This window comes from Citrobacter sp. GW821-FHT07H02 (assembly GCF_059418505.1).
The window spans coordinates 392,212-416,628 of record NZ_JBWKPZ010000002.1; the positions used below are offsets into that span (position 1 = coordinate 392,212).

Here is a 24,417-nt window from a genome sequence, read left to right on the forward strand (position 1 = left end):
CAATGGTAGCCCAAAACAACGACTATACACAAAAACCGGGAGGGGGATGATGTCCCAGCCAGCGAAAGTTTTGCTGCTGTATGCCCATCCGGAATCTCAGGACTCGGTCGCCAATCGGGTTCTGCTTAAGCCGGCCATGCAGCTCAGTAATGTGACAGTGCACGATCTTTACGCGCACTACCCTGATTTTTTTATCGATATTCCGCATGAGCAGGCGCTATTGCGTGAACACGATGTGATTGTTTTTCAGCACCCTTTGTATACCTACAGTTGCCCGGCACTGCTCAAAGAGTGGTTCGACCGGGTGTTGAGCCGCGGTTTTGCCAGCGGTCCCGGAGGAAATCAACTGGCGGGAAAGTACTGGCGAAGCGTGATCACTACCGGCGAGCCGGAAAGTGCTTATCGCTATGACGCGCTGAACCGTTATCCGATGAGCGACGTGTTGCGCCCCTTTGAACTGACGGCGGCGATGTGTCGTATGCATTGGATGAGTCCAATCATTATTTACTGGGCCAGGCGACAAAGTGCGCAGGAATTAGCCAGTCATGCCAGGGCGTATGGTGAGTGGCTGGCAAACCCTGTTGCTGCGGGAGGTCGCTGATGGAAGGTTCCGATTTAATGCTGGCAGGCGTGTTGTTTCTCTTCGCGGCAGTGGTTGCGGTGCCGTTGGCTGCACGGCTGGGTATCGGCGCGGTCCTGGGCTACCTGCTGGCCGGGATCGCTATCGGTCCGTGGGGGCTGGGGTTTATCAGCGACGTTGATGAGATCCTGCATTTCTCTGAGTTGGGCGTTGTCTTCCTGATGTTTATCATTGGCCTGGAGCTGAATCCCGCAAAACTCTGGCAGTTACGGCGTTCTATTTTTGGCGTCGGGGCAGCGCAGGTGATGTTAAGCGCGGCGGTGCTGGCGGGGTTACTGATGCTGACCCGCTTCTCGTGGCAGGCGGCAGTGGTCGGGGGGATCGGTCTGGCGATGTCGTCGACCGCCATGGCATTGCAGCTGATGCGTGAAAAAGGGATGAATCGCAGTGAATCCGGGCAACTGGGTTTTTCTGTGCTGCTGTTTCAGGATCTGGCGGTGATCCCGGCGCTGGCGCTGGTGCCGCTGCTGGCGGGTTCCGCAGATGAACATTTTGACTGGATCAAAGTGGGCATGAAGGTGCTGGCATTTGCGGGCATGCTGATTGGCGGACGTTATCTGCTGCGCCCCGTGTTTCGCTTTATCGCTAGCTCGGGCGTGAGGGAGGTTTTCACCGCTGCCACCCTGCTGTTGGTGCTGGCTTCGGCGCTGTTTATGGATGCGCTGGGGCTATCGATGGCGCTGGGGACGTTTATTGCGGGTGTGTTACTGGCGGAAAGCGAATATCGCCATGAGCTGGAAACCGCCATCGATCCCTTTAAAGGCTTGCTGCTGGGGCTGTTCTTTATTTCGGTCGGGATGTCGTTAAATCTTGGTGTGCTCTACACCCATCTGTTGTGGGTCGTGATGAGCGTCGTCATCCTGGTGGCCGTCAAGACGCTGGTGCTCTATTTGCTGGCTCGCGTGTATGGCGTGAGGAGTTCGGAGCGAATGCAGTTTGCGGGCGTGTTGAGTCAGGGGGGCGAGTTTGCTTTTGTGCTCTTTTCTACTGCCTCTTCTCAGCGATTGTTCCAGGGCGATCAGATGGCGTTACTGCTGGTGACCGTCACGCTGTCGATGATGACAACCCCCTTGTTAATGAAGCTCATTGATAAATGGCTTTCCAGGCAGATCAATGGCCCGGAAGAGGAAGACGAAGCGCCCTGGGTGGATGATGATAAGCCGCAGGTGATTGTGGTGGGGTTTGGGCGATTCGGTCAGGTGATTGGGCGTTTGTTGATGGCGAACAAGATGCGTATTACGGTACTTGAGCGGGATATCAGTGCCGTCAACCTGATGCGTAAATATGGCTACAAAGTGTATTACGGTGATGCCACCCAGGTGGATCTCCTGCGCTCGGCAGGGGCGGAAGCGGCGGAATCGATTGTGATCACCTGTAATGAGCCTGAAGACACCATGAAGCTGGTGGAACTGTGCCAGCAGCATTTCCCGCATTTGCATATTCTTGCGCGGGCGCGCGGACGTGTAGAAGCACATGAGTTATTACAGGTGGGGGTGACACAGTTTTCTCGTGAAACCTTTTCCAGTGCGCTGGAGTTGGGGCGCAAAACGCTGGTGTCATTAGGGATGCATCCGCATCAGGCGCAGCGGGCGCAACTGCACTTTCGTCGCCTGGACATGCGTATGTTACGGGAGTTGATCCCGATGCATACCGATACGGTTCAAATCTCACGCGCCACGGAAGCCCGACGCGAGCTGGAGGAGATCTTCCAGCGAGAGATGCAGAAAGAACGGCGCCAGCTGGATGGCTGGGATGAATTTGAGTAGGGGAGCAGTATGGCAATTCGTAAACGTTTTATTGCAGGTGCAAAATGCCCATCTTGCCAGGCGCAAGATTCTCTGGCGATGTGGCGCGAAAATAATGTTGATATTGTTGAATGCGTTAAGTGTGGTCATCAGATGCGTGAAGCCGATAAAGCGGCGCGCGAGCATGTTCGCAAAGAAGAGCAAGTGATCGGGATTTTTCATCCGGACTAGCGATATGTCGCAGGTTTTTTTAAGCTAGTGGGTACACGAGTGCAGAATTCCGCTACAATCTGCGCCACTATTCTTCCCATGCTCAGGAGATATCATGAAAGTAGCAAAAGACCTGGTGGTCAGCCTGGCCTATCAGGTACGTACAGAAGACGGTGTGTTGGTTGATGAGTCTCCGGTAAGTGCGCCGCTGGACTACCTGCATGGTCACGGTTCCCTGATCTCTGGCCTGGAAACGGCGCTGGAAGGTCACGATGTTGGCGACAAATTTGACGTTGCTGTAGGCGCTAACGACGCTTACGGTCAGTATGATGAAAACCTGGTGCAGCGCGTTCCTAAAGACGTGTTCATGGGTGTTGACGAACTGCAGGTTGGCATGCGCTTCCTGGCGGAAACCGACCAGGGTCCGGTACCGGTAGAAATTACCGAAGTGGAAGACGACCACGTTGTGGTTGACGGTAACCACATGCTGGCTGGCCAGAACCTGAAATTCAACGTGGAAGTTGTCGCGATTCGTGAAGCAACCGAAGAAGAGTTGGCTCATGGCCACGTTCACGGTGCTAACGGTCATGACCACGACCACGAAGGTTGCTGCGGCGGCCACGGCCACGACCATGACCATGGTCATGAGCACGGCAAAGGTGGTTGTGGCGGAAATGGCGGCTGCGGTTGCCATTAATCGTCATGCTGGCCCGGTAAGCGTAGCGATACCGGGCGCAAAAAAAGCGGGGAAACCCGCTTTTTTTACGTCTCAATAATGTGGCGGTGGCGTCTCTTCGGACTGAGAGGCAATGTTTGACGGTTGGCTGGCTTTGAGTTTATCCGTCAGCAAACGCAGATGATCGCGTAGTTTAGCCATTTCCATCTCATGAGCGGTCACTGTCACATTGAGTTCTTCAATGGTGATCTCCTGAAAAGCCAGGCGACTCTCCAGTTCAGCCAGGCGAGCTTCCATCGTTATATCCTGCATGATTCACCTCTTTTGTTGTTCCCGGCCGCGGATTCTACTTAACTTTACGGGATTGCACAGTACTCATTAACCTTTCAGGAAACTAAATTAAACAAAAAGAGTCTGAAAAGGGGTGATAATAGGGCGTGTTCGTATGTTGATTTGTTCTACAACGCTTTATAGTACGTTTCTTGTGTAAGTTAACCCTGGGGTGAGATGCCCCGGCCCTGGAGATATGGATGAAATCACTGTTTAAAGTAACGCTGCTGGCGACCACAATGGCCGTTGCTCTGCACGCTCCGATCACTTTCGCTGCTGATGCTGCAAAACCTGCGGCAACTGCCGACAGCAAAGCTGCGTTCAAAAATGACGATCAGAAATCAGCGTATGCGCTGGGTGCTTCTCTGGGTCGTTACATGGAAAACTCCCTGAAGGAACAGGAAAAATTAGGCATTAAACTGGACAAAGATCAGCTGATCGCGGGTGTTCAGGATGCGTTTGCAGACAAGAGCAAATTGTCTGACCAGGAAATCGAACAAACGCTACAGGCGTTTGAAGCTCGCGTGAAGAGCTCCGCTCAGGCGAAGATGGAAAAAGACGCGACTGAAAACGAAACCAAAGGCAAAGCATTCCGCGAGAAATTCGCTAAAGAGAAAGGGGCTAAAACCTCTTCTACTGGCCTCGTCTATAAAGTAGAAAAAGCCGGTACGGGTGATGCGCCGAAAGACAGCGATACTGTGGTGGTGAATTACAAAGGTACGCTGATTGACGGTAAAGAGTTCGATAACTCTTACACCCGTGGTGAGCCGCTCTCTTTCCGTCTGGATGGTGTGATCCCTGGCTGGACTGAAGGTCTGAAGAACATCAAGAAAGGCGGTAAGATCCAACTGGTTATCCCACCGGATCTGGCTTACGGCAAAACTGGCGTTCCGGGCATCCCGGCTAACTCTACGCTGGTATTCGACGTAGAGCTGCTGGACATCAAACCGGCACCGAAAGCGGATGCCGCAGCGCCAGCAGAAGCTGACGCTAAAGCAGCAGATGCTGCTAAAAAATAAAAACTGAGAACCGCCGCCACTATGGCGGCGGTTTTTTAATTGCAGGCCGGATATAATTAGTACTGGAAAGCGGAACGTCCGCTGTATTAATTTAGTTGTCCGCGTAAATAATGAGCCTGCCCTGAAAACATACCGACAGGCTCCTGAAAAGGAGTGTTTTTTTTCATGTCCAGGTCGCTTTTAACCAACGAAACCAGTGAGCTTGATTTACTGGATCAACGTCCTTTCGATCAAACCGACTTCGATATTCTGAAATCCTACGAAGCGGTGGTGGACGGGTTAGCGATGCTCATTGGTTCCCATTGTGAAATCGTATTGCACTCTTTGCAGGATTTGAAATGCTCGGCAATTCGCATTGCTAACGGTGAACACACGGGCCGCAAAATTGGCTCGCCGATTACTGATCTTGCGTTGCGCATGCTGCATGATATGACGGGTGCGGACAGCAGCGTGTCGAAGTGCTACTTTACACGCGCGAAAAGCGGTGTCTTGATGAAGTCGGTGACGATTGCTATTCGCAACCGCGAGCATCGTGTGATTGGTCTACTGTGCATCAACATGAACCTTGATGTACCGTTCTCACAGATTATGAATACCTTCATTCCACCGGAAACGCCGGAAGTGGGTTCCTCCGTTAACTTTGCCTCCTCGGTAGAAGATTTGGTCACGCAAACGCTGGAGTTCACGATTGAAGAAGTGAACGCTGACCGAAACGTGTCTAACAATACGAAGAACCGCCAGATTGTGCTCAACCTCTACGAGAAAGGCATCTTCGATATCAAAGATGCGATTAACCAGGTGGCTGACCGCCTGAACATCTCCAAGCACACGGTATACCTCTACATACGTCAGTTCAAAAGCGGCGATTTTCAGGGACAGGATACTAAGTAATGCGTTTCGCCATTGTGGTCACTGGGCCTGCTTACGGCACACAGCAGGCGAGCAGCGCCTTGCAGTTTGCCCAGGCGGTGCTCAATGAGGGGCACGAACTGAGCAGTGTCTTTTTCTACCAGGACGGTGTCTATAACGCCAACATGCTGACGTCGCCTGCCAGTGACGAATTTGACGTGGTACGTGCCTGGCAACAGCTGAACCAAACGCAGGGTGTGACATTAAACATCTGTGTTGCGGCGGCGTTGCGCCGGGGGATTGTGGATGAAACGGAGTCTGCCAGACTAGGCCTGGCTGCGGCTAACTTACAGCCAGGTTTCATTCTCAGTGGGCTTGGAGCTCTGGCGGAAGCATCGCTGACCTGCGATCGCGTGGTGCAATTTTAATGAAACGCATTGCTTTTGTATTTTCTACTGCGCCGCACGGTAGCGCATCGGGCCGTGAAGGGCTGGATGCGTTGCTGGCAACATCTGCATTAACAGAAGCGCTTGGCGTCTTTTTTATTGGCGATGGCGTTTTTCAGATACTTCAGGGGCAAAAACCTGATGTGGTGTTGGCGCGCGACTACATTGCCACCTTTAAACTGCTGGAACTCTACGACATTGAACAGTGTTGGATCTGCGCCGCCTCTATGCGTGAACGTGGCCTGTCGGAAGACACGCGCTTTGTCATTGATGCGACACTGCTTGAGCCTGAAGCGTTGCGCAATGAGCTTGATGGCTATGACGTTATCCTGAGGTTCTGAGTCCCTTATGTCTATATTGCACACTTTACATCGCTCTGCGTGGCATTCGGATCTCTCCTCTCTTCTTCGTCTGCTCAAAGAAGGGGATGAGATTTTGTTGCTACAGGATGGCGTGATGACCGCTATCGAAGGCAGCCGTTTCCTTGAAAGTTTGCTGAATGCCCCCATTAAGATATACGTGCTGGAAGAAGACATTAAAGCTCGCGGTTTGGGTGGTCAAATTTCAGACAGCGTCGTCAGGGTTGACTATACTGACTTCGTCAGACTTGTGGCGAAACATCCCCGCCAGATGACCTGGTAATTGCGGGATTGTTGTATATTTCTTGACACCTTTTCGACGTCGCCCTAAAATTCTGCGTCCTCATATTGTATGAGGGCGTTTTATTACGTGTTTACGAAGCAAAAGCTAAAACCAGGAGCTATTTAATGGCAACAGTTAACCAGCTGGTACGCAAACCACGCGCACGCAAAGTTGCAAAGAGCAACGTGCCTGCGCTGGAAGCATGCCCGCAGAAACGTGGCGTATGTACTCGTGTATATACTACCACTCCTAAAAAACCGAACTCCGCACTGCGTAAAGTATGTCGTGTTCGTTTGACTAACGGTTTTGAAGTGACTTCCTACATCGGTGGTGAAGGTCACAACCTGCAGGAGCACTCCGTGATCCTGATCCGTGGCGGTCGTGTAAAAGACCTCCCGGGTGTTCGTTACCACACCGTTCGTGGTGCGCTTGACTGCTCCGGCGTTAAAGACCGTAAGCAATCACGCTCCAAGTATGGCGTGAAACGTCCTAAGGCTTAATGGTTCTCCGTTAAGTAAGGCCAAACGTTTTAAATTAATGTCAAACTAAACTCGTAGAGTTTTGGACAATCCTGAATTAACAACGGAGTATTTCCATGCCACGTCGTCGCGTCATTGGTCAGCGTAAAATTCTGCCGGATCCGAAGTTCGGATCAGAACTGCTGGCTAAATTTGTAAATATCCTGATGGTAGATGGTAAAAAATCTACTGCCGAAACTATCGTATACAGCGCGCTTGAGACCCTGGCTCAGCGTTCTGGTAAAAACGAACTGGAAGCTTTCGAAGTAGCTCTCGAAAACGTGCGCCCGACTGTCGAAGTTAAGTCTCGCCGCGTTGGTGGTTCTACTTATCAGGTACCAGTTGAAGTCCGTCCGGTTCGTCGTAATGCTCTGGCAATGCGTTGGATCGTTGAAGCTGCTCGTAAACGCGGTGATAAATCCATGGCTCTGCGCCTGGCGAACGAACTTTCTGATGCTGCAGAAAACAAAGGTACTGCAGTTAAGAAACGTGAAGACGTTCACCGTATGGCAGAAGCCAACAAGGCGTTCGCACACTACCGTTGGTAATCCCTTCGGAGTAATAGTTACCAGGCGGGCGCTTCTTGCAAGCAGCCCGCTTTGGGCTACTTAAATTGAACGCCTAAAAGATAAACGAGGAATCAAATGGCTCGTACAACACCCATCGCACGCTACCGTAACATCGGTATCAGTGCGCACATCGACGCCGGTAAAACCACCACTACCGAACGTATTCTGTTCTACACCGGTGTAAACCATAAAATCGGTGAAGTTCATGACGGCGCAGCTACCATGGATTGGATGGAGCAGGAGCAGGAACGTGGTATTACTATCACTTCCGCAGCGACTACTGCATTCTGGTCAGGTATGGCTAAGCAGTATGAGCCGCATCGCGTAAACATCATCGACACCCCGGGGCACGTTGACTTCACTATCGAAGTAGAACGTTCCATGCGTGTTCTTGATGGTGCGGTAATGGTTTACTGCGCAGTTGGTGGTGTTCAGCCGCAGTCTGAAACCGTATGGCGTCAGGCAAACAAATATAAAGTTCCACGCATTGCGTTCGTTAACAAAATGGACCGCATGGGTGCGAACTTCCTGAAAGTTGTTGGTCAGATCAAAACCCGTCTGGGCGCGAACCCGGTTCCGCTGCAGCTGGCAATTGGTGCTGAAGAAGGTTTCACCGGTGTTGTTGACCTGGTGAAAATGAAAGCCATCAACTGGAACGAAGCAGACGCAGGTGTAACCTTCGAATACGAAGATATCCCGGCTGACATGCAGGAACTGGCTGAAGAATGGCACCAGAACCTGATTGAGTCCGCTGCGGAAGCGTCTGAAGAGCTGATGGAAAAATACCTGGGCGGCGAAGAGCTGACCGAGGAAGAAATCAAGAAAGCTCTGCGTCAGCGCGTTCTGAACAACGAAATCATCCTGGTAACCTGCGGTTCTGCGTTTAAGAACAAAGGTGTTCAGGCGATGCTGGATGCGGTAATCGATTACCTGCCGGCTCCGACTGATGTTCCTGCGATCAACGGTATCCTGGACGACGGTAAAGATACTCCGGCTGAGCGTCACGCAAGTGATGACGAGCCGTTCTCTGCGCTGGCGTTCAAAATCGCTACCGACCCGTTCGTAGGTAACCTGACCTTCTTCCGTGTGTACTCCGGTGTGGTTAACTCTGGTGATACCGTACTGAACTCCGTGAAATCTGCACGTGAGCGTTTCGGTCGTATCGTTCAGATGCACGCTAACAAACGTGAAGAGATCAAAGAAGTTCGCGCAGGCGACATCGCTGCTGCGATCGGTCTGAAAGACGTGACTACTGGTGATACTCTGTGTGATCCGGACAAACCGATCATTCTGGAGCGTATGGAATTCCCTGAGCCGGTAATCTCCATCGCAGTAGAACCGAAAACCAAAGCTGACCAGGAAAAAATGGGTCTGGCTCTGGGTCGTCTGGCTAAAGAAGACCCGTCATTCCGCGTATGGACTGACGAAGAATCTAACCAGACCATCATCGCCGGTATGGGTGAACTGCACCTCGACATCATCGTTGACCGTATGAAGCGTGAATTCAACGTTGAAGCGAACGTCGGTAAACCTCAGGTTGCTTACCGCGAAGCGATTCGTGCGAAAGTTACCGATATCGAAGGTAAGCACGCGAAACAGTCTGGTGGTCGTGGTCAGTATGGTCACGTCGTTATCGACATGTACCCGCTGGAGCCGGGCTCTAACCCGAAAGGTTACGAGTTCGTCAACGACATTAAAGGTGGTGTAATTCCTGGCGAATACATCCCTGCCGTTGATAAAGGCATCCAGGAGCAGTTGAAGTCTGGTCCGCTGGCTGGTTACCCGGTAGTAGACATGGGTGTTCGTCTGCACTTCGGTTCTTACCATGACGTTGACTCCTCTGAACTGGCGTTTAAACTGGCTGCTTCTATCGCCTTTAAAGAAGGCTTTAAGAGAGCAAAACCTGTTCTGCTTGAGCCGATCATGAAGGTTGAAGTAGAGACTCCGGAAGAGAACACTGGTGATGTTATCGGTGACTTGAGCCGTCGTCGCGGTATGCTGCGCGGTCAGGAATCTGAAGTAACTGGCGTTAAGATCCACGCTGAAGTTCCGCTGTCTGAAATGTTCGGATATGCAACTCAGCTGCGTTCTCTGACCAAAGGTCGTGCATCATACACGATGGAATTCCTGAAGTATGATGATGCGCCGAACAACGTTGCTCAGGCCGTAATCGAAGCCCGTGGTAAATAAGCCCCGGGGTTAAAACCTAAGTCCCGTGCTCTCTCCTGAAGGGGAGAGCACTATAGTAAGGAATATAGCCGTGTCTAAAGAAAAATTTGAACGTACAAAACCGCACGTCAACGTTGGTACTATCGGCCACGTCGACCACGGTAAAACTACTCTGACCGCTGCAATCACCACCGTACTGGCTAAAACCTACGGCGGTGCTGCTCGTGCTTTCGACCAGATCGATAACGCACCGGAAGAAAAAGCTCGTGGTATCACCATCAACACTTCTCACGTTGAATATGACACCCCGACTCGCCACTACGCACACGTAGACTGCCCGGGCCACGCCGACTATGTTAAAAACATGATCACCGGTGCTGCGCAGATGGACGGCGCGATCCTGGTTGTTGCTGCGACTGACGGCCCGATGCCGCAGACTCGTGAGCACATCCTGCTGGGTCGTCAGGTAGGCGTTCCGTACATCATCGTGTTCCTGAACAAATGCGACATGGTTGATGACGAAGAGCTGCTGGAACTGGTAGAAATGGAAGTTCGTGAACTTCTGTCTCAGTACGATTTCCCGGGCGACGACACTCCGATCGTTCGTGGTTCTGCTCTGAAAGCGCTGGAAGGCGAAGCAGAGTGGGAAGCGAAAATCATCGAACTGGCTGGCTTCCTGGATTCTTACATCCCGGAACCAGAGCGTGCGATTGACAAGCCGTTCCTGCTGCCTATCGAAGACGTATTCTCCATCTCCGGTCGTGGTACCGTTGTTACCGGTCGTGTAGAGCGCGGTATCGTTAAAGTTGGTGAAGAAGTTGAAATCGTTGGTATCAAAGAGACTGCCAAGTCTACCTGTACTGGCGTTGAAATGTTCCGCAAACTGCTGGACGAAGGCCGTGCTGGTGAGAACGTTGGTGTTCTGCTGCGTGGTATCAAACGTGAAGAAATCGAACGTGGTCAGGTACTGGCTAAGCCGGGTTCCATCAAGCCGCACACCAAGTTCGAATCTGAAGTTTATATCCTGTCCAAAGACGAAGGCGGCCGTCATACTCCGTTCTTCAAAGGCTACCGTCCGCAGTTCTACTTCCGTACTACTGACGTGACTGGTACCATCGAACTGCCGGAAGGCGTAGAGATGGTAATGCCGGGCGACAACATCAAAATGGTTGTTACCCTGATTCACCCGATCGCGATGGACGACGGTCTGCGTTTCGCAATCCGTGAAGGCGGCCGTACCGTTGGCGCGGGCGTTGTTGCTAAAGTAATGAGCTAATTATTTAATAATTAGTTTTGAGCTTAAAAAGGGCGCTACGGCGCCCTTTTTGCTGCCTGGCATTTAGCCAGTCATATTTATTCGCATTTTTTATTGCTCTCCGGCTGCGTCTATATATTTGTGCTATTGTAATCATAACTATTCTCATTTACACTTTGCGCAGAAATTGAACGGGAGCGATCATGTACGTTTGTTTGTGTAATGGTGTCAGTGATAAAAAAATCCGTCAGGCGGTACGCCAGTTTCATCCACAATCTTTCCAACAATTGCGTAAGTTTATTGCTGTTGGAAATCAATGTGGTAAGTGTGTTCGGGCTGCACGTGAAGTAATGCAGGACGAATTGACACAGATACCGGAATTTAAAGAGATCGCCTGAGTCACATTCTTTTTTTTGACATCCCTGTAGCCCCATCTACTCTTCAAAGAGTGGAAGCGGAGGGACTATAAAATGAAAGGTGATGTTAAAATCATAAGTTATCTCAATAAACTATTGGGTAATGAGCTTGTCGCGATCAACCAGTATTTTCTCCATGCTCGTATGTTTAAAAATTGGGGTCTGATTCGCCTCAATGATGTCGAATACCATGAGTCCATTGATGAGATGAAGCACGCTGATAAGTACATCGAGCGAATCTTGTTTTTGGAGGGCATTCCAAATTTGCAGGATCTTGGCAAGCTAGGCATTGGTGAAGATGTCGAAGAGATGCTGCAATCCGACCTTCGGCTTGAACTTGAAGGCGCAAAAGATCTACGTGAAGCTATCGCTTACGCAGATACTGTCCATGATTATGTCAGCAGGGATATGATGATTGAAATTCTTGCCGATGAAGAAGGGCACATCGACTGGCTGGAAACCGAGCTGGATTTAATTTCGAAACTTGGCTTGCAAAATTATCTGCAATCACAAATTAAAGTTGCAGACTAACTCTCCGGCATCAGTGTTTTCCATCCTATGATAAAACCCGCAGCCGCCATGTATGGCCCAAAAGGCAGCGGGTTTTTTAATACCGCCTTACCATACCTGACGTAATCCATCCCCACCGCGGCGCAGGCCAAAAAAGCGGCAATAAACACCAGCATGGGTAATGACTGCCATTCATGCCATGCGCCCAGGGCGGCAAGAAACTTCACATCGCCATAGCCCAACCCTTCTTGTCGGTAAGCCAGACGATAACCCCAGTACAGAAGAGCGAACAGGACATATCCCGCTACGGCTCCCCATAGGGCAGCGGACAAACGAGCGGGCAGCAAAAGCTGATGGTAAATGAGACCGCTCCAAAGAAGAGGACAGGTTAATCTATCGGGTAAAAAACCCGTTCGTAAATCGGTGACCCACAGACGCCCTGATAAAAAAAGGTATGTGAGCAGAAAAGGGAGCGCAGAGTACATGGATAACTCCTGAGTAGACAGTGAGACCACAATAGCGGTGACAGCTTTCCACGCAATGTTGTATTTGCTGCTTTGTTTCCTTCGTTCCGCAGAAAAAATGAAATTTGGGACTCTTACAGGCAGGATGGAACGGAGCCCGCATTGTCGAAAAAATGATTAATATCTACGCGGCGCTTGCGTAAGACTGAGATTTACGTATAATGCGCGGGCTTGTCTAATATTGACAGCGGTTCGATATGAGCCACAGGTACTGCGAAAGCGATACCAGACAATGTTCCCAATCGGGGAACTCTGTAAGAACGGTTACACTCTCCCATCAATCGTAATGGGTTTGAGGAGTAACTATTTCGTCTATAAAATAATTGGAGCTCTGGTCTCATGCAGAACCAAAGAATCCGTATCCGTTTGAAAGCGTTTGATCATCGTCTGATCGATCAATCAACCGCGGAAATCGTCGAGACTGCTAAGCGCACTGGTGCGCAAGTTCGTGGTCCGATCCCGCTGCCGACCCGCAAAGAGCGCTTTACCGTTCTGATCTCCCCGCACGTTAACAAAGACGCGCGTGATCAGTACGAAATTCGCACTCACAAGCGTCTGGTTGACATCGTTGAGCCAACTGAAAAAACCGTTGATGCTCTGATGCGTCTGGACCTGGCTGCCGGTGTAGACGTGCAGATCAGCCTGGGTTAATCAGGTCATCGAGCGATTGAGAGGTTGATACAATGATTGGTTTAGTCGGTAAAAAAGTGGGTATGACCCGCATCTTCACTGAAGATGGCGTATCTATCCCAGTAACCGTAATCGAAGTTGAAGCAAACCGCGTTACTCAGGTTAAAGACCTGGCTAACGATGGCTACCGCGCTGTCCAGGTTACCACCGGTGCTAAAAAAGCTAACCGTGTAACTAAGCCGGAAGCTGGCCACTTTGCTAAAGCTGGCGTAGAAGCTGGCCGCGGCCTGTGGGAGTTCCGTCTGGCAGATGGTGAAGAATTCACCGTAGGTCAGAGCATTAGCGTTGAACTGTTTGCTGACGTTAAAAAAGTTGACGTAACCGGTACCTCTAAAGGTAAAGGTTTCGCTGGTACCGTTAAGCGCTGGAACTTCCGTACCCAGGACGCTACTCACGGTAACTCCTTGTCTCACCGCGTTCCGGGTTCTATCGGTCAGAACCAGACTCCGGGCAAAGTGTTCAAAGGCAAGAAAATGGCAGGTCAGATGGGTAACGAGCGTGTCACCGTTCAGAGCCTTGACGTAGTACGCGTTGACGCTGAGCGCAACCTGCTGCTGGTTAAAGGTGGTGTTCCGGGTGCGACCGGTTGCGACCTGATCGTTAAACCAGCTGTGAAGGCGTAAGGGGATAGCAATGGAATTAGTATTGAAAGACGCGCAGAGCGCGCTGACTGTTTCCGAAACTACCTTCGGTCGTGATTTCAACGAAGCGCTGGTTCACCAGGTTGTTGTTGCTTATGCAGCTGGTGCTCGTCAGGGTACTCGTGCTCAGAAGACTCGTGCTGAAGTAACTGGTTCAGGCAAAAAGCCGTGGCGCCAGAAAGGTACCGGCCGTGCGCGTTCAGGTTCTATCAAGAGCCCGATCTGGCGTTCCGGTGGCGTGACCTTCGCTGCTCGCCCGCAGGACCACAGTCAAAAAGTTAACAAAAAGATGTACCGCGGCGCGCTGAAAAGCATTCTGTCCGAACTGGTACGTCAGGATCGTCTGATCGTTGTCGAATCATTCTCTGTAGAAGCGCCTAAAACTAAGCTGCTGGCACAGAAACTGAAAGACATGGCTCTGGAAGATGTGCTGATCATCACCGGTGAGCTGGACGAGAACCTGTTCCTGGCTGCGCGCAACCTGCACAAGGTTGACGTACGCGATGCAACTGGTATCGACCCGGTTAGCCTGATCGCCTTCGACAAAGTCGTAATGACTGCTGATGCTGTTAAGCAAGTTGAGGAGATGCTGGCATGATTCGTGAAGAACGTTTGCTGAAGGTGCTGCGTGCACCGCACGTTTCTGAAAAAGCGTCTGCTGCGATGGAAAAAACCAATACCATCGTTCTCAAAGTTGCTAAAGACGCGACCAAAGCAGAAATCAAAGCTGCTGTGCAGAAACTGTTTGAAGTCGAAGTCGAAGTCGTTAACACCCTGGTAGTTAAAGGGAAAGTTAAACGTCACGGACAGCGTATCGGTCGTCGTAGCGACTGGAAAAAAGCTTACGTCACCCTGAAGGAAGGCCAGAATCTGGACTTCGTTGGCGGCGCTGAGTAAGTCGGAGGAGTAATACAATGGCAGTTGTTAAATGTAAACCGACATCTCCGGGTCGTCGCCACGTCGTTAAAGTGGTTAACCCTGAGCTGCACAAGGGCAAACCTTTTGCTCCGTTGCTGGAAAAAAACAGCAAATCCGGTGGTCGTAACAACAATGGCCGTATCACCACTCGTCATATTGGTGGTGGCCACAAGCAGGCATACCGTCTGGTTGACTTCAAACGCAACAAAGATGGTATCCCGGCAGTTGTTGAACGTCTTGAGTACGATCCGAACCGTTCCGCGAACATCGCGCTGGTTCTGTACAAAGATGGCGAACGCCGTTACATCCTGGCCCCTAAAGGCCTGAAAGCTGGCGACCAGATTCAGTCTGGCGTTGATGCTGCAATCAAAGCAGGTAACACCCTGCCGATGCGCAATATCCCGGTTGGTTCTACCGTTCATAACGTAGAAATGAAACCAGGTAAAGGCGGTCAGCTGGCTCGTTCCGCTGGTACTTACGTTCAGATCGTTGCTCGTGATGGTGCTTATGTCACCCTGCGTCTGCGTTCTGGTGAAATGCGTAAAGTCGAAGCAGACTGCCGTGCAACTCTGGGCGAAGTTGGCAATGCTGAGCATATGCTGCGCGTTCTGGGTAAAGCAGGTGCTGCACGCTGGCGTGGTGTTCGTCCTACCGTTCGCGGTACTGCGATGAACCCAGTCGACCACCCACATGGTGGTGGTGAAGGTCGTAACTTTGGTAAGCACCCGGTAACTCCGTGGGGCGTTCAGACCAAAGGTAAGAAGACCCGCAGCAACAAGCGTACTGATAAATTCATCGTACGTCGCCGTAGCAAATAATTTTAGAGGATAAGCCATGCCACGTTCTCTCAAGAAAGGTCCTTTTATTGACCTGCACTTGCTGAAGAAGGTAGAGAAAGCGGTGGAAAGCGGAGACAAGAAGCCCCTGCGCACTTGGTCCCGTCGTTCAACGATCTTTCCTAACATGATCGGTTTGACCATCGCTGTCCATAATGGTCGTCAGCACGTTCCGGTATTTGTTTCCGATGAAATGGTCGGTCACAAACTGGGTGAATTCGCACCGACTCGTACTTATCGCGGCCACGCTGCTGATAAAAAAGCGAAGAAGAAATAAGGTAGGAGGAAGAGATGGAAACTTTAGCTCAACATCGCCATGCTCGTTCTTCTGCTCAGAAGGTTCGCCTTGTTGCAGACCTGATTCGCGGTAAGAAAGTGTCGCAGGCCCTGGATATTCTGACCTACACCAATAAGAAAGCGGCTGTACTGGTCAAGAAAGTTCTGGAATCTGCCATTGCTAACGCTGAACACAACGATGGCGCTGACATTGACGATCTGAAAGTTACGAAAATTTTCGTAGACGAAGGCCCGAGCATGAAGCGCATTATGCCGCGTGCAAAAGGTCGTGCAGATCGCATCCTGAAGCGCACCAGCCACATTACTGTGGTTGTGTCCGATCGCTGAGACTCTGGAGACTAGCAATGGGTCAGAAAGTACATCCTAATGGTATTCGCCTGGGTATTGTAAAACCATGGAACTCAACCTGGTTTGCGAACACCAAAGAATTCGCTGACAACCTGGACAGCGATTTTAAAGTACGTCAGTACCTGACTAAGGAACTGGCTAAAGCGTCTGTATCTCGTATCGTTATCGAGCGTCCGGCTAAGAGCATCCGTGTGACTATTCACACCGCTCGTCCGGGTATCGTTATCGGTAAGAAAGGCGAAGACGTAGAAAAACTGCGCAAAGTCGTAGCTGATATTGCTGGCGTTCCTGCCCAGATCAATATCGCCGAAGTGCGTAAGCCTGAACTGGACGCAAAATTGGTTGCTGACAGCATCACTTCTCAGCTGGAACGTCGTGTTATGTTCCGTCGTGCTATGAAGCGTGCTGTACAGAACGCAATGCGTCTGGGCGCGAAAGGTATTAAAGTTGAAGTTAGCGGCCGTCTGGGCGGCGCGGAAATTGCACGTACCGAATGGTACCGCGAAGGTCGCGTTCCTCTGCACACTCTGCGTGCTGACATCGACTACAACACCTCTGAAGCGCACACCACTTACGGTGTAATCGGCGTTAAAGTGTGGATCTTCAAAGGCGAGATCCTGGGTGGTATGGCTGCTGTTGAACAACCGGAAAAACCGGCTGCTCAACCTAAAAAGCAGCAGCGTAAAGGCCGTAAATAAGGAGCGTCGCTGATGTTACAACCAAAGCGTACAAAATTCCGTAAAATGCACAAAGGCCGTAACCGCGGTCTGGCGCAGGGTACGGATGTTAGCTTCGGCAGCTTCGGTCTGAAAGCTGTTGGCCGTGGTCGTCTGACTGCCCGTCAGATCGAAGCAGCACGTCGTGCTATGACCCGTGCAGTTAAGCGTCAAGGTAAGATCTGGATCCGTGTGTTCCCGGACAAACCGATCACTGAAAAGCCGCTGGCAGTGCGTATGGGTAAAGGTAAAGGTAACGTGGAGTATTGGGTTGCCTTGATTCAGCCGGGTAAAGTCCTGTATGAAATGGACGGCGTACCGGAAGAGCTGGCCCGTGAAGCATTCAAGCTGGCAGCAGCGAAACTGCCGATTAAAACCACCTTTGTAACTAAGACGGTGATGTAATGAAAGCAAAAGAGCTGCGTGAGAAGAGTGTTGAAGAGCTGAACACCGAGCTGCTGAATCTGCTGCGTGAGCAGTTCAACCTGCGTATGCAGGCTGCAAGTGGCCAGCTGCAACAGTCTCACCTGTTGAAGCAAGTGCGTCGTGATGTCGCACGCGTTAAGACTTTACTGACTGAGAAGGCGGGTGCGTAATGACCGATAAAATCCGTACTCTGCAAGGTCGCGTTGTTAGCGACAAAATGGAGAAATCCATTGTTGTTGCTATCGAACGTTTTGTGAAACACCCGATCTACGGTAAATTCATTAAGCGTACGACCAAACTGCACGTACATGACGAGAACAACGAATGCGGTACTGGTGACGTGGTTGAAATCCGCGAATGCCGTCCGCTGTCCAAGACTAAGTCCTGGACGCTGGTTCGCGTTGTAGAGAAAGCTATTCTGTAATAGAGTATGCATTCTCAACGAATAAACGGCTCAGCAGTGAGCCGTTTATTTTTTCTACCCATATCGTTTGAGCGGTGTTATAATGCTGCGCCCTCAATATGGGGCTTTTTAATGACCTGATATTCGGGTCTCAGTAGTAGTTGACATTAGCGGAGCACTAAAATGATCCAAGAACAGACTATGCTGAACGTCGCCGACAACTCCGGTGCACGTCGCGTAATGTGTATCAAGGTTCTGGGTGGCTCGCACCGTCGCTACGCAGGCGTAGGCGACATCATCAAGATCACCATCAAGGAAGCAATTCCGCGTGGTAAGGTCAAAAAAGGTGATGTGCTGAAGGCGGTAGTGGTGCGCACCAAGAAGGGTGTTCGTCGCCCGGACGGTTCTGTCATTCGCTTCGATGGTAATGCATGCGTTATTTTAAACAATAACAGTGAGCAGCCTATCGGTACGCGTATTTTTGGGCCGGTAACTCGTGAACTTCGCAACGAGAAGTTCATGAAAATTATCTCTCTGGCACCAGAAGTACTCTAAGGAGCGAATCATGGCAGCGAAAATCCGTCGTGATGACGAAGTTATCGTGTTAACCGGTAAAGATAAAGGTAAACGCGGTAAAGTAAAAAATGTCCTGTCTTCCGGCAAGGTCATTGTTGAAGGTATCAACCTGGTTAAGAAACATCAGAAGCCGGTTCCGGCCCTGAACCAACCAGGCGGCATTGTAGAGAAAGAAGCAGCTATTCAGATCTCTAACCTTGCTATCTTCAACGCGGCAACCGGCAAGGCCGACCGTGTAGGCTTTAGATTCGAAGACGGCAAAAAAGTCCGTTTCTTCAAGTCTAACAGCGAAACTATCAAGTAATTTGGAGTAGTACGATGGCGAAACTGCATGATTACTACAAAGACGAAGTAGTCGCTAAACTCATGACTGAGTTTAACTACAATTCTGTCATGCAAGTCCCTCGGGTCGAGAAGATCACCCTGAACATGGGTGTTGGTGAAGCGATCGCTGACAAGAAACTGCTGGATAACGCAGCAGCTGATCTGACAGCAATCTCCGGTCAAAAACCGTTGATCACCAAAGCACGCAAATCAGTTGCAGGCTTCAAAATCCGTCAGGGCTATCCGATCGGCTGTAAAGTAACTCTGCGTGGCGAACGCATGTGGGAGTTCTTTGAGCGCCTGATCACTATTGCTGTTCCACGTATCCGTGACTTCCGTGGCTTGTCCGCTAAGTCTTTCGACGGTCGTGGTAACTACAGCATGGGTGTCCGTGAGCAGATCATCTTCCCAGAAATCGACTACGATAAAGTCGACCGCGTGCGTGGTTTGGATATTACCATTACCACTACTGCGAAATCTGACGAAGAAGGCCGTGCTCTGCTGGCTGCCTTTGACTTCCCGTTCCGCAAGTAAGGTAGGGTTACTAATGGCTAAGCAATCAATGAAAGCACGCGAAGTAAAACGCGTAGCTTTAGCTGATAAATACTTCGCGAAACGCGCTGAACTGAAAGCGATCATCTCTGATGTGAACGCTTCCGACGAAGATCGTTGGAATGCCGTTCTTAAGCTGCAGACTCTGCCGCGTGATTCCAGCCCGTCTCGTCAGCGTAACCGCTGCCGTCAAACAGGTCGTCCACATGGTTATGTGGGCAAGTTCGGGTTGAGCCGTATTAAGCTGCGTGAAGCCGCCATGCGCGGTGAAGTACCAGGCTTGAAAAAGGCTAGCTGGTAATTGTCACCAATTGAATCACGGGAGTAAAGACAGATGAGCATGCAAGATCCGATCGCGGATATGCTGACCCGTATCCGTAACGGTCAGGCCGCGAACAAAGCTGCGGTCACCATGCCTTCCTCCAAGCTGAAAGTGGCAATTGCCAACGTGCTGAAGGAAGAAGGTTTTATTGAAGATTTTAAAGTTGAAGGCGACACCAAGCCGGAACTGGAACTGACTCTTAAGTATTTCCAGGGTAAAGCTGTTGTAGAAAGCATTCAGCGTGTCAGCCGCCCAGGTCTGCGCATCTACAAACGTAAAGATGAGCTGCCGAAAGTTATGGCCGGCATGGGTATCGCAGTTGTTTCTACCTCTAAAGGTGTTATGACTGATCGTGCAGCGCGCCAAGCTGGTCTTGGTGGCGAAATTATCTGCTACGTAGCCTAATCGGAGGAAAAAATGTCTCGTGTTGCTAAAGCACCGGTCGTTGTTCCTGCCGGCGTTGATGTAAAAATCAACGGTCAGGTTATTACGATCAAAGGTAAAAACGGCGAGCTGACTCGTACTCTCAACGATGCTGTTGAAGTTAATCATGCAGATAATGCACTGACCTTCGGTCCGCGTGATGGTTACGCAGACGGTTGGGCTCAGGCTGGTACCGCGCGTGCCCTGCTGAACTCAATGGTTATCGGTGTTACCGAAGGCTTCACTAAGAAGCTGCAGCTGGTTGGTGTAGGTTATCGTGCAGCGGTCAAAGGGAATGTAGTAAACCTGTCTCTGGGTTTCTCTCACCCTGTTGATCATGAGCTGCCGGCAGGGATTACTGCAGAATGCCCGACTCAAACTGAAATCGTGCTGAAAGGCGCTGATAAGCAGGTGATCGGTCAGGTTGCAGCAGATCTGCGTGCCTACCGTCGTCCTGAGCCTTACAAAGGCAAGGGTGTTCGTTACGCCGACGAAGTCGTGCGTACCAAAGAGGCTAAGAAGAAGTAAGGTAACACTATGGATAAGAAATCTGCTCGTATCCGTCGTGCGACCCGCGCACGCCGCAAGCTCAAAGAGCTGGGCGCAACTCGCCTGGTGGTACATCGTACCCCGCGTCATATTTACGCACAGGTAATTGCACCGAACGGTTCTGAAGTTCTGGTAGCTGCTTCTACTGTAGAAAAAGCTATCGCTGAACAACTGAAGTACACCGGTAACAAAGACGCTGCTGCAGCTGTGGGTAAAGCTGTCGCCGAACGCGCTCTGGAAAAAGGCATCAAAGATGTTTCCTTTGACCGTTCCGGGTTCCAATATCATGGTCGTGTCCAGGCACTGGCAGATGCTGCCCGTGAAGCTGGCCTTCAGTTCTAAGGTAGAGGTGTAAGATGGCTCACATCGAAAAACAAGCTGGCGAACTGCAGGAAAAGCTGATCGCGGTAAACCGCGTATCTAAAACCGTTAAAGGTGGTCGTATTTTCTCCTTCACAGCTCTGACTGTTGTTGGTGATGGTAATGGCCGCGTTGGTTTTGGTTACGGTAAAGCACGCGAAGTTCCGGCAGCGATCCAGAAAGCGATGGAAAAAGCTCGTCGCAATATGATTAACGTCGCGCTGAACCACGGCACCCTGCAGCACCCGGTTAAGGGTACTCACACGGGTTCTCGTGTATTCATGCAGCCGGCTTCCGAAGGTACCGGTATCATCGCCGGTGGTGCAATGCGCGCCGTCCTGGAAGTCGCTGGAGTTCGTAACGTTCTGGCTAAAGCGTATGGTTCCACCAACCCGATTAACGTGGTTCGTGCAACTATCGATGGTCTGGAAAATATGAAATCTCCGGAAATGGTCGCTGCCAAGCGTGGTAAATCCGTTGAAGAAATTCTGGGGAAATAAACCATGGCAAAGACTATTAAAATTACTCAAACCCGCAGTGCAATCGGTCGTCTGCCGAAACACAAGGCAACGCTGCTTGGCCTGGGTCTGCGTCGTATTGGTCACACCGTAGAACGCGAGGATACTCCTGCTGTTCGTGGTATGGTCAACGCGGTTTCCTTCATGGTTAAAGTTGAGGAGTAAGAGATGCGTTTAAATACTCTGTCTCCGGCCGAAGGCTCCAAAAAGGCGGGTAAACGCCTGGGTCGTGGTATCGGTTCTGGCCTCGGTAAAACCGGTGGTCGTGGTCACAAAGGTCAGAAGTCTCGTTCTGGCGGTGGCGTACGTCGCGGTTTCGAGGGTGGTCAGATGCCTCTGTACCGTCGTCTGCCGAAATTCGGCTTCACTTCTCGTAAAGCAGCGATTACAGCCGAAGTTCGTCTGTCTGACCTGGCTAAAGTAGAAGGCGGCGTTGTAGACCTGAACACGCTGAAAGCAGCTAACATTATCGGTATCCAGATCGAGTTCGCGAAAGTGATCCTGGCTGGTGAAGTTTCAACTCCGGTAACTGTTCGTGGCCTGCGTGTTACTAAAGGCGCTCGTGCTGCTATCGAAGCTGCTGGCGGTAAAATCGAGGAATAAGTAGCAGATGGCTAAACAACCGGGATTAGATTTTCAAAGTGCCAAAGGTGGCTTAGGCGAGCTGAAACGCAGACTGCTGTTTGTAATCGGCGCGCTGATTGTGTTCCGTATTGGCTCTTTCATTCCGATCCCTGGTATTGATGCCGCTGTACTTGCCAAACTGCTTGAGCAACAGCGAGGCACCATCATTGAAATGTTCAACATGTTCTCTGGTGGTGCTCTCAGCCGTGCTTCTATCTTTGCTCTGGGTATCATGCCGTATATTTCGGCATCGATTATTATCCAGCTGCTGACGGTGGTTCACCCAACGTTGGCAGAAATCAAGAAAGAAGGGGAGTCTGGTCGTCGTAAGATCAGCCAGTACACCCGCTACGGTACTCTGGTGCTGGCGATATTCCAGTCGATCGGTATTGCTACCGGTCTGCCGAATATGCCTGGTATGCAGGGCCTGGTAATGAATCCGGGCTTTGCATTCTATTTCACCGCTGTTGTGAGTCTGGTTACAGGGACTATGTTCCTGATGTGGCTCGGCGAACAGATTACTGAACGTGGTATCGGTAACGGTATCTCGATCATTATCTTCGCCGGTATCGTTGCGGGACTCCCGCCAGCCATTGCCCATACTATCGAGCAAGCGCGTCAAGGCGACCTGCACTTCCTCGTGTTGCTGTTGGTTGCAGTATTAGTATTTGCAGTGACGTTCTTTGTTGTATTTGTTGAGCGTGGTCAACGCCGCATTGTGGTAAACTACGCGAAACGTCAGCAAGGTCGTCGTGTCTATGCTGCACAGAGCACACATTTACCGCTGAAAGTGAATATGGCGGGGGTTATCCCGGCAATTTTCGCTTCCAGTATCATTCTGTTCCCAGCAACCATCGCGTCATGGTTCGGGGGCGGAACCGGTTGGAACTGGCTGACAACAATTTCGCTGTATTTGCAGCCTGGGCAACCGCTTTATGTGTTACTCTATGCGTCTGCAATCATATTCTTCTGTTTCTTCTACACGGCGTTGGTTTTCAACCCGCGTGAAACAGCAGATAACCTGAAGAAGTCCGGTGCATTTGTACCAGGAATTCGTCCGGGAGAGCAAACGGCGAAGTATATCGATAAAGTAATGACCCGCCTGACCTTGGTCGGTGCGCTCTACATTACCTTTATCTGCCTGATCCCGGAGTTCATGCGTGATGCAATGAAAGTACCGTTCTACTTCGGTGGGACCTCACTGCTTATCGTTGTTGTCGTGATTATGGACTTTATGGCTCAAGTGCAAACTCTAATGATGTCAAGTCAGTACGAGTCTGCATTGAAGAAGGCGAACCTGAAAGGCTACGGCCGATAATTGGTCGCCCGAGAAGTTACGGAGAGTAAAAATGAAAGTTCGTGCTTCCGTCAAGAAATTATGCCGTAACTGCAAAATCGTTAAGCGTGATGGTGTCATCCGTGTGATTTGCAGTGCCGAGCCGAAGCATAAACAGCGCCAAGGCTGATTTATTCGCATATTTTTCTTGCAAAGTTGGGTTGAGCTGGCTAGATTAGCCAGCCAATCTTTTGTATGTCTGTGCGTTTCCATTTGAGTATCCTGAAAACGGGCTTTTCAGCATGGTGCGTACATATTAAATAGTAGGAGTGCATAGTGGCCCGTATAGCAGGCATTAACATTCCTGATCAGAAACATGCTGTGATCGCATTAACTTCGATCTACGGCGTCGGCAAGACCCGTTCCAAGGCCATTTTGGCTGCAGCGGGTATCGCTGAAGATGTTAAGATCAGTGAGCTGTCTGAAGAACAAATCGACACGCTGCGTGACGAAGTTGCCAAATTTGTCGTTGAAGGTGATCTGCGCCGTGAAGTTAGCATGAGCATCAAGCGCCTTATGGACCTTGGTTGCTATCGCGGTTTGCGTCATCGTCGTGGTCTCCCGGTTCGCGGTCAGCGTACCAAGACCAACGCACGTACCCGTAAGGGTCCGCGCAAACCGATCAAGAAATAATCGGGGTGATTGAATAATGGCAAAGGCACCAATTCGTGCACGTAAACGTGTAAGAAAACAAGTCTCTGACGGCGTGGCTCATATCCATGCTTCTTTCAACAACACCATCGTGACTATCACTGATCGTCAGGGTAACGCGCTGGGTTGGGCAACAGCCGGTGGTTCCGGTTTCCGTGGTTCTCGCAAATCCACTCCGTTTGCAGCTCAGGTTGCAGCAGAGCGTTGCGCTGACGCCGTAAAAGAATACGGCATCAAGAATCTGGAAGTTATGGTCAAAGGACCGGGTCCAGGTCGCGAATCTACTATTCGTGCACTGAACGCCGCTGGTTTCCGCATCACTAATATTACTGATGTGACTCCGATCCCTCATAACGGTTGTCGTCCGCCGAAAAAACGCCGCGTATAAC

The 24,417-nt window shown here is 50.8% G+C and carries 42 protein-coding genes; 40 read left to right on the top strand and 2 right to left on the bottom strand.

The window, feature by feature from the left end; translation table 11 throughout:
* Positions 1-49 precede the first annotated feature (49 nt).
* The 4 genes from kefG (at position 50) to slyD (ending at position 3,292) form a co-directional block, all read left to right on the top strand.
* Positions 50-601: a glutathione-regulated potassium-efflux system ancillary protein KefG gene (kefG, locus tag AC07NP_RS04935; RefSeq protein WP_494659776.1), complete on the top strand. Its 552-nt coding sequence runs from the start codon at positions 50-52 to the stop codon at positions 599-601.
* Entirely contained in the window at positions 601-2,406 is a 1,806-nt protein-coding gene (gene kefB, locus AC07NP_RS04940) for a glutathione-regulated potassium-efflux system protein KefB (protein WP_203359764.1), read from the top strand. Before kefG ends, kefB begins: the two co-directional genes overlap by 1 nt.
* A 9-nt stretch (positions 2,407-2,415) precedes the next feature.
* A complete protein-coding gene (locus AC07NP_RS04945; protein ID WP_192610765.1) occupies positions 2,416-2,616 on the top strand; it encodes a YheV family putative zinc ribbon protein in 201 nt (66 codons plus the stop codon).
* A 94-nt stretch (positions 2,617-2,710) separates the two neighbouring features.
* Positions 2,711-3,292 (top strand): peptidylprolyl isomerase, encoded by a 582-nt coding sequence (slyD, locus tag AC07NP_RS04950; RefSeq protein ID WP_494659754.1) that lies wholly within the window; start codon positions 2,711-2,713, stop codon positions 3,290-3,292.
* A 72-nt stretch (positions 3,293-3,364) separates the two neighbouring features.
* On the opposite strand, the gene AC07NP_RS04955 is transcribed toward slyD, so the two are convergent.
* Positions 3,365-3,583, bottom strand: coding sequence for a protein SlyX (locus AC07NP_RS04955; protein ID WP_162383486.1), 219 nt, complete (start codon positions 3,581-3,583; stop codon positions 3,365-3,367).
* 218 nt (positions 3,584-3,801) lie between these two features.
* On the opposite strand from AC07NP_RS04955, the gene fkpA reads away from it, so the two are divergent.
* The 11 genes from fkpA to bfr all read left to right on the top strand — a co-directional run bounded on the left by fkpA (position 3,802) and on the right by bfr (position 12,015).
* A complete protein-coding gene (fkpA, locus tag AC07NP_RS04960; RefSeq protein ID WP_271443968.1) occupies positions 3,802-4,620 on the top strand; it encodes an FKBP-type peptidyl-prolyl cis-trans isomerase in 819 nt (272 codons plus the stop codon).
* A 165-nt stretch (positions 4,621-4,785) separates the two neighbouring features.
* Positions 4,786-5,511, top strand: coding sequence for a helix-turn-helix transcriptional regulator (locus tag AC07NP_RS04965; protein ID WP_192610769.1), 726 nt, complete (start codon positions 4,786-4,788; stop codon positions 5,509-5,511).
* Positions 5,511-5,897, top strand: coding sequence for a sulfurtransferase complex subunit TusD (gene tusD, locus AC07NP_RS04970; RefSeq protein WP_494659755.1), 387 nt, complete (start codon positions 5,511-5,513; stop codon positions 5,895-5,897). The genes AC07NP_RS04965 and tusD overlap by 1 nt, the downstream gene beginning before the upstream one ends.
* Entirely contained in the window at positions 5,897-6,256 is a 360-nt protein-coding gene (tusC, locus tag AC07NP_RS04975; protein WP_494659756.1) for a sulfurtransferase complex subunit TusC, read from the top strand. The genes tusD and tusC overlap by 1 nt, the downstream gene beginning before the upstream one ends.
* 13 nt (positions 6,257-6,269) lie before the next feature.
* On the top strand, positions 6,270-6,557 hold the full coding sequence (gene tusB / locus AC07NP_RS04980) for a sulfurtransferase complex subunit TusB (protein ID WP_494659777.1): 288 nt from the start codon (positions 6,270-6,272) through the stop codon (positions 6,555-6,557).
* Between the two features lie 125 nt (positions 6,558-6,682).
* A complete protein-coding gene (gene rpsL / locus AC07NP_RS04985; protein WP_003023654.1) occupies positions 6,683-7,057 on the top strand; it encodes a 30S ribosomal protein S12 in 375 nt (124 codons plus the stop codon).
* Positions 7,058-7,152: 95 nt separating this feature from the next.
* On the top strand, positions 7,153-7,623 hold the full coding sequence (rpsG, locus tag AC07NP_RS04990; protein WP_003023657.1) for a 30S ribosomal protein S7: 471 nt from the start codon (positions 7,153-7,155) through the stop codon (positions 7,621-7,623).
* Positions 7,624-7,719: 96 nt separating this feature from the next.
* The gene (gene fusA / locus AC07NP_RS04995; RefSeq protein WP_203359769.1) at positions 7,720-9,834 is read left to right on the top strand and encodes an elongation factor G; all 2,115 of its coding nucleotides are present in this window, start codon (positions 7,720-7,722) and stop codon (positions 9,832-9,834) included.
* Between the two features lie 70 nt (positions 9,835-9,904).
* On the top strand, positions 9,905-11,089 hold the full coding sequence (gene tuf / locus AC07NP_RS05000) for an elongation factor Tu (RefSeq protein WP_192610773.1): 1,185 nt from the start codon (positions 9,905-9,907) through the stop codon (positions 11,087-11,089).
* Between the two features lie 182 nt (positions 11,090-11,271).
* Complete coding sequence (gene bfd / locus AC07NP_RS05005; protein ID WP_203359770.1) at positions 11,272-11,466, top strand: bacterioferritin-associated ferredoxin; 195 nt, start codon at positions 11,272-11,274, stop codon at positions 11,464-11,466.
* A gap of 72 nt (positions 11,467-11,538) precedes the next feature.
* Positions 11,539-12,015 (top strand): bacterioferritin, encoded by a 477-nt coding sequence (bfr, locus tag AC07NP_RS05010; RefSeq protein ID WP_276293682.1) that lies wholly within the window; start codon positions 11,539-11,541, stop codon positions 12,013-12,015.
* Here bfr and AC07NP_RS05015 read toward each other — a convergent pair.
* Positions 12,012-12,479, bottom strand: a complete 468-nt coding sequence (locus AC07NP_RS05015; RefSeq protein ID WP_494659757.1) for a prepilin peptidase — start codon at positions 12,477-12,479, stop codon at positions 12,012-12,014. The genes bfr and AC07NP_RS05015 overlap by 4 nt on opposite strands.
* A 378-nt stretch (positions 12,480-12,857) precedes the next feature.
* On the opposite strand from AC07NP_RS05015, the gene rpsJ reads away from it, so the two are divergent.
* From rpsJ to rpsK, 25 genes are all read left to right on the top strand, one after another.
* Entirely contained in the window at positions 12,858-13,169 is a 312-nt protein-coding gene (gene rpsJ / locus AC07NP_RS05020) for a 30S ribosomal protein S10 (protein ID WP_001181005.1), read from the top strand.
* 32 nt (positions 13,170-13,201) lie between these two features.
* On the top strand, positions 13,202-13,831 hold the full coding sequence (gene rplC, locus AC07NP_RS05025) for a 50S ribosomal protein L3 (protein ID WP_162383477.1): 630 nt from the start codon (positions 13,202-13,204) through the stop codon (positions 13,829-13,831).
* Between the two features lie 10 nt (positions 13,832-13,841).
* Positions 13,842-14,447 carry a 50S ribosomal protein L4 gene (gene rplD / locus AC07NP_RS05030; RefSeq protein ID WP_003031119.1) on the top strand — a complete coding sequence of 202 codons (606 nt, stop codon included), beginning with the start codon at positions 13,842-13,844 and terminating at the stop codon, positions 14,445-14,447.
* On the top strand, positions 14,444-14,746 hold the full coding sequence (rplW, locus tag AC07NP_RS05035; protein WP_004868363.1) for a 50S ribosomal protein L23: 303 nt from the start codon (positions 14,444-14,446) through the stop codon (positions 14,744-14,746). Before rplD ends, rplW begins: the two co-directional genes overlap by 4 nt.
* Before the next feature lie 17 nt (positions 14,747-14,763).
* The gene (gene rplB / locus AC07NP_RS05040) at positions 14,764-15,585 is read left to right on the top strand and encodes a 50S ribosomal protein L2 (RefSeq protein WP_039076813.1); all 822 of its coding nucleotides are present in this window, start codon (positions 14,764-14,766) and stop codon (positions 15,583-15,585) included.
* 16 nt (positions 15,586-15,601) lie between these two features.
* A complete protein-coding gene (gene rpsS / locus AC07NP_RS05045; protein ID WP_001138115.1) occupies positions 15,602-15,880 on the top strand; it encodes a 30S ribosomal protein S19 in 279 nt (92 codons plus the stop codon).
* A gap of 14 nt (positions 15,881-15,894) precedes the next feature.
* Positions 15,895-16,227 (top strand): 50S ribosomal protein L22, encoded by a 333-nt coding sequence (gene rplV / locus AC07NP_RS05050; RefSeq protein WP_000448832.1) that lies wholly within the window; start codon positions 15,895-15,897, stop codon positions 16,225-16,227.
* A gap of 17 nt (positions 16,228-16,244) precedes the next feature.
* Positions 16,245-16,946, top strand: coding sequence for a 30S ribosomal protein S3 (rpsC, locus tag AC07NP_RS05055; RefSeq protein WP_000529945.1), 702 nt, complete (start codon positions 16,245-16,247; stop codon positions 16,944-16,946).
* A 12-nt stretch (positions 16,947-16,958) separates the two neighbouring features.
* Positions 16,959-17,369: a 50S ribosomal protein L16 gene (gene rplP, locus AC07NP_RS05060; protein WP_000941212.1), complete on the top strand. Its 411-nt coding sequence runs from the start codon at positions 16,959-16,961 to the stop codon at positions 17,367-17,369.
* Positions 17,369-17,560 carry a 50S ribosomal protein L29 gene (rpmC, locus tag AC07NP_RS05065; protein WP_000644742.1) on the top strand — a complete coding sequence of 64 codons (192 nt, stop codon included), beginning with the start codon at positions 17,369-17,371 and terminating at the stop codon, positions 17,558-17,560. The genes rplP and rpmC overlap by 1 nt, the downstream gene beginning before the upstream one ends.
* Positions 17,560-17,814, top strand: coding sequence for a 30S ribosomal protein S17 (gene rpsQ, locus AC07NP_RS05070; protein WP_017460070.1), 255 nt, complete (start codon positions 17,560-17,562; stop codon positions 17,812-17,814). The genes rpmC and rpsQ overlap by 1 nt, the downstream gene beginning before the upstream one ends.
* A 162-nt stretch (positions 17,815-17,976) precedes the next feature.
* Complete coding sequence (rplN, locus tag AC07NP_RS05075; protein ID WP_000613954.1) at positions 17,977-18,348, top strand: 50S ribosomal protein L14; 372 nt, start codon at positions 17,977-17,979, stop codon at positions 18,346-18,348.
* 10 nt (positions 18,349-18,358) lie between these two features.
* Positions 18,359-18,673 carry a 50S ribosomal protein L24 gene (gene rplX / locus AC07NP_RS05080; RefSeq protein ID WP_003031122.1) on the top strand — a complete coding sequence of 105 codons (315 nt, stop codon included), beginning with the start codon at positions 18,359-18,361 and terminating at the stop codon, positions 18,671-18,673.
* Positions 18,674-18,687: 14 nt separating this feature from the next.
* Positions 18,688-19,227 carry a 50S ribosomal protein L5 gene (gene rplE, locus AC07NP_RS05085; protein ID WP_003031123.1) on the top strand — a complete coding sequence of 180 codons (540 nt, stop codon included), beginning with the start codon at positions 18,688-18,690 and terminating at the stop codon, positions 19,225-19,227.
* Positions 19,228-19,240: 13 nt separating this feature from the next.
* Entirely contained in the window at positions 19,241-19,546 is a 306-nt protein-coding gene (rpsN, locus tag AC07NP_RS05090) for a 30S ribosomal protein S14 (RefSeq protein WP_012135425.1), read from the top strand.
* 33 nt (positions 19,547-19,579) lie between these two features.
* On the top strand, positions 19,580-19,972 hold the full coding sequence (gene rpsH, locus AC07NP_RS05095) for a 30S ribosomal protein S8 (protein ID WP_003031127.1): 393 nt from the start codon (positions 19,580-19,582) through the stop codon (positions 19,970-19,972).
* A 12-nt stretch (positions 19,973-19,984) separates the two neighbouring features.
* The gene (gene rplF / locus AC07NP_RS05100; protein WP_162383475.1) at positions 19,985-20,518 is read left to right on the top strand and encodes a 50S ribosomal protein L6; all 534 of its coding nucleotides are present in this window, start codon (positions 19,985-19,987) and stop codon (positions 20,516-20,518) included.
* 9 nt (positions 20,519-20,527) lie between these two features.
* Positions 20,528-20,881: a 50S ribosomal protein L18 gene (gene rplR, locus AC07NP_RS05105; protein WP_000358956.1), complete on the top strand. Its 354-nt coding sequence runs from the start codon at positions 20,528-20,530 to the stop codon at positions 20,879-20,881.
* A 14-nt stretch (positions 20,882-20,895) separates the two neighbouring features.
* The gene (rpsE, locus tag AC07NP_RS05110; protein ID WP_003031131.1) at positions 20,896-21,399 is read left to right on the top strand and encodes a 30S ribosomal protein S5; all 504 of its coding nucleotides are present in this window, start codon (positions 20,896-20,898) and stop codon (positions 21,397-21,399) included.
* 3 nt (positions 21,400-21,402) lie between these two features.
* A complete protein-coding gene (gene rpmD, locus AC07NP_RS05115; RefSeq protein WP_001140434.1) occupies positions 21,403-21,582 on the top strand; it encodes a 50S ribosomal protein L30 in 180 nt (59 codons plus the stop codon).
* Positions 21,583-21,585: 3 nt separating this feature from the next.
* A complete protein-coding gene (gene rplO / locus AC07NP_RS05120; RefSeq protein WP_162383474.1) occupies positions 21,586-22,020 on the top strand; it encodes a 50S ribosomal protein L15 in 435 nt (144 codons plus the stop codon).
* A 7-nt stretch (positions 22,021-22,027) separates the two neighbouring features.
* On the top strand, positions 22,028-23,359 hold the full coding sequence (gene secY / locus AC07NP_RS05125) for a preprotein translocase subunit SecY (protein ID WP_001118864.1): 1,332 nt from the start codon (positions 22,028-22,030) through the stop codon (positions 23,357-23,359).
* 31 nt (positions 23,360-23,390) lie between these two features.
* Positions 23,391-23,507 (top strand): 50S ribosomal protein L36, encoded by a 117-nt coding sequence (gene rpmJ, locus AC07NP_RS05130; protein ID WP_000868187.1) that lies wholly within the window; start codon positions 23,391-23,393, stop codon positions 23,505-23,507.
* Positions 23,508-23,653: 146 nt separating this feature from the next.
* A complete protein-coding gene (rpsM, locus tag AC07NP_RS05135; protein ID WP_003031135.1) occupies positions 23,654-24,010 on the top strand; it encodes a 30S ribosomal protein S13 in 357 nt (118 codons plus the stop codon).
* 16 nt (positions 24,011-24,026) lie between these two features.
* On the top strand, positions 24,027-24,416 hold the full coding sequence (rpsK, locus tag AC07NP_RS05140; protein ID WP_001029684.1) for a 30S ribosomal protein S11: 390 nt from the start codon (positions 24,027-24,029) through the stop codon (positions 24,414-24,416).
* The last annotated feature ends 1 nt before the right edge of the window (position 24,417 follow it).

What these genes read in the sequence shown, in the direction of transcription:
- kefB (WP_203359764.1), top strand. Translation starts at nt 601, where the DNA reads ATGGAAGGTTCCGATTTAATGCTGGCAGGCGTGTTGTTTCTCTTCGCG.
- rplR (WP_000358956.1), top strand. Translation starts at nt 20,528, where the DNA reads ATGGATAAGAAATCTGCTCGTATCCGTCGTGCGACCCGCGCACGCCGC.
- rplP (WP_000941212.1), top strand. Translation starts at nt 16,959, where the DNA reads ATGTTACAACCAAAGCGTACAAAATTCCGTAAAATGCACAAAGGCCGT.
- rplW (WP_004868363.1), top strand. Translation starts at nt 14,444, where the DNA reads ATGATTCGTGAAGAACGTTTGCTGAAGGTGCTGCGTGCACCGCACGTT.
- rplD (WP_003031119.1), top strand. Translation starts at nt 13,842, where the DNA reads ATGGAATTAGTATTGAAAGACGCGCAGAGCGCGCTGACTGTTTCCGAA.
- AC07NP_RS05015 (WP_494659757.1), bottom strand. Translation starts at nt 12,479, where the DNA reads ATGTACTCTGCGCTCCCTTTTCTGCTCACATACCTTTTTTTATCAGGG.
- rpsS (WP_001138115.1), top strand. Translation starts at nt 15,602, where the DNA reads ATGCCACGTTCTCTCAAGAAAGGTCCTTTTATTGACCTGCACTTGCTG.
- AC07NP_RS04955 (WP_162383486.1), bottom strand. Translation starts at nt 3,583, where the DNA reads ATGCAGGATATAACGATGGAAGCTCGCCTGGCTGAACTGGAGAGTCGC.
- bfd (WP_203359770.1), top strand. Translation starts at nt 11,272, where the DNA reads ATGTACGTTTGTTTGTGTAATGGTGTCAGTGATAAAAAAATCCGTCAG.
- rplF (WP_162383475.1), top strand. Translation starts at nt 19,985, where the DNA reads ATGTCTCGTGTTGCTAAAGCACCGGTCGTTGTTCCTGCCGGCGTTGAT.
- fkpA (WP_271443968.1), top strand. Translation starts at nt 3,802, where the DNA reads ATGAAATCACTGTTTAAAGTAACGCTGCTGGCGACCACAATGGCCGTT.
- rplB (WP_039076813.1), top strand. Translation starts at nt 14,764, where the DNA reads ATGGCAGTTGTTAAATGTAAACCGACATCTCCGGGTCGTCGCCACGTC.
- rplV (WP_000448832.1), top strand. Translation starts at nt 15,895, where the DNA reads ATGGAAACTTTAGCTCAACATCGCCATGCTCGTTCTTCTGCTCAGAAG.
- rplE (WP_003031123.1), top strand. Translation starts at nt 18,688, where the DNA reads ATGGCGAAACTGCATGATTACTACAAAGACGAAGTAGTCGCTAAACTC.
- secY (WP_001118864.1), top strand. Translation starts at nt 22,028, where the DNA reads ATGGCTAAACAACCGGGATTAGATTTTCAAAGTGCCAAAGGTGGCTTA.
- fusA (WP_203359769.1), top strand. Translation starts at nt 7,720, where the DNA reads ATGGCTCGTACAACACCCATCGCACGCTACCGTAACATCGGTATCAGT.
- rplX (WP_003031122.1), top strand. Translation starts at nt 18,359, where the DNA reads ATGGCAGCGAAAATCCGTCGTGATGACGAAGTTATCGTGTTAACCGGT.
- AC07NP_RS04945 (WP_192610765.1), top strand. Translation starts at nt 2,416, where the DNA reads ATGGCAATTCGTAAACGTTTTATTGCAGGTGCAAAATGCCCATCTTGC.
- AC07NP_RS04965 (WP_192610769.1), top strand. Translation starts at nt 4,786, where the DNA reads ATGTCCAGGTCGCTTTTAACCAACGAAACCAGTGAGCTTGATTTACTG.
- rpmC (WP_000644742.1), top strand. Translation starts at nt 17,369, where the DNA reads ATGAAAGCAAAAGAGCTGCGTGAGAAGAGTGTTGAAGAGCTGAACACC.
- rpsN (WP_012135425.1), top strand. Translation starts at nt 19,241, where the DNA reads ATGGCTAAGCAATCAATGAAAGCACGCGAAGTAAAACGCGTAGCTTTA.
- rpsQ (WP_017460070.1), top strand. Translation starts at nt 17,560, where the DNA reads ATGACCGATAAAATCCGTACTCTGCAAGGTCGCGTTGTTAGCGACAAA.
- kefG (WP_494659776.1), top strand. Translation starts at nt 50, where the DNA reads ATGTCCCAGCCAGCGAAAGTTTTGCTGCTGTATGCCCATCCGGAATCT.
- rpsE (WP_003031131.1), top strand. Translation starts at nt 20,896, where the DNA reads ATGGCTCACATCGAAAAACAAGCTGGCGAACTGCAGGAAAAGCTGATC.
- rplN (WP_000613954.1), top strand. Translation starts at nt 17,977, where the DNA reads ATGATCCAAGAACAGACTATGCTGAACGTCGCCGACAACTCCGGTGCA.
- rpsK (WP_001029684.1), top strand. Translation starts at nt 24,027, where the DNA reads ATGGCAAAGGCACCAATTCGTGCACGTAAACGTGTAAGAAAACAAGTC.
- tusC (WP_494659756.1), top strand. Translation starts at nt 5,897, where the DNA reads ATGAAACGCATTGCTTTTGTATTTTCTACTGCGCCGCACGGTAGCGCA.
- rpmJ (WP_000868187.1), top strand. Translation starts at nt 23,391, where the DNA reads ATGAAAGTTCGTGCTTCCGTCAAGAAATTATGCCGTAACTGCAAAATC.
- rpsJ (WP_001181005.1), top strand. Translation starts at nt 12,858, where the DNA reads ATGCAGAACCAAAGAATCCGTATCCGTTTGAAAGCGTTTGATCATCGT.
- slyD (WP_494659754.1), top strand. Translation starts at nt 2,711, where the DNA reads ATGAAAGTAGCAAAAGACCTGGTGGTCAGCCTGGCCTATCAGGTACGT.
- rplO (WP_162383474.1), top strand. Translation starts at nt 21,586, where the DNA reads ATGCGTTTAAATACTCTGTCTCCGGCCGAAGGCTCCAAAAAGGCGGGT.
- rpsL (WP_003023654.1), top strand. Translation starts at nt 6,683, where the DNA reads ATGGCAACAGTTAACCAGCTGGTACGCAAACCACGCGCACGCAAAGTT.
- rpmD (WP_001140434.1), top strand. Translation starts at nt 21,403, where the DNA reads ATGGCAAAGACTATTAAAATTACTCAAACCCGCAGTGCAATCGGTCGT.
- bfr (WP_276293682.1), top strand. Translation starts at nt 11,539, where the DNA reads ATGAAAGGTGATGTTAAAATCATAAGTTATCTCAATAAACTATTGGGT.
- rpsC (WP_000529945.1), top strand. Translation starts at nt 16,245, where the DNA reads ATGGGTCAGAAAGTACATCCTAATGGTATTCGCCTGGGTATTGTAAAA.
- rpsG (WP_003023657.1), top strand. Translation starts at nt 7,153, where the DNA reads ATGCCACGTCGTCGCGTCATTGGTCAGCGTAAAATTCTGCCGGATCCG.
- rpsH (WP_003031127.1), top strand. Translation starts at nt 19,580, where the DNA reads ATGAGCATGCAAGATCCGATCGCGGATATGCTGACCCGTATCCGTAAC.
- tusD (WP_494659755.1), top strand. Translation starts at nt 5,511, where the DNA reads ATGCGTTTCGCCATTGTGGTCACTGGGCCTGCTTACGGCACACAGCAG.
- rplC (WP_162383477.1), top strand. Translation starts at nt 13,202, where the DNA reads ATGATTGGTTTAGTCGGTAAAAAAGTGGGTATGACCCGCATCTTCACT.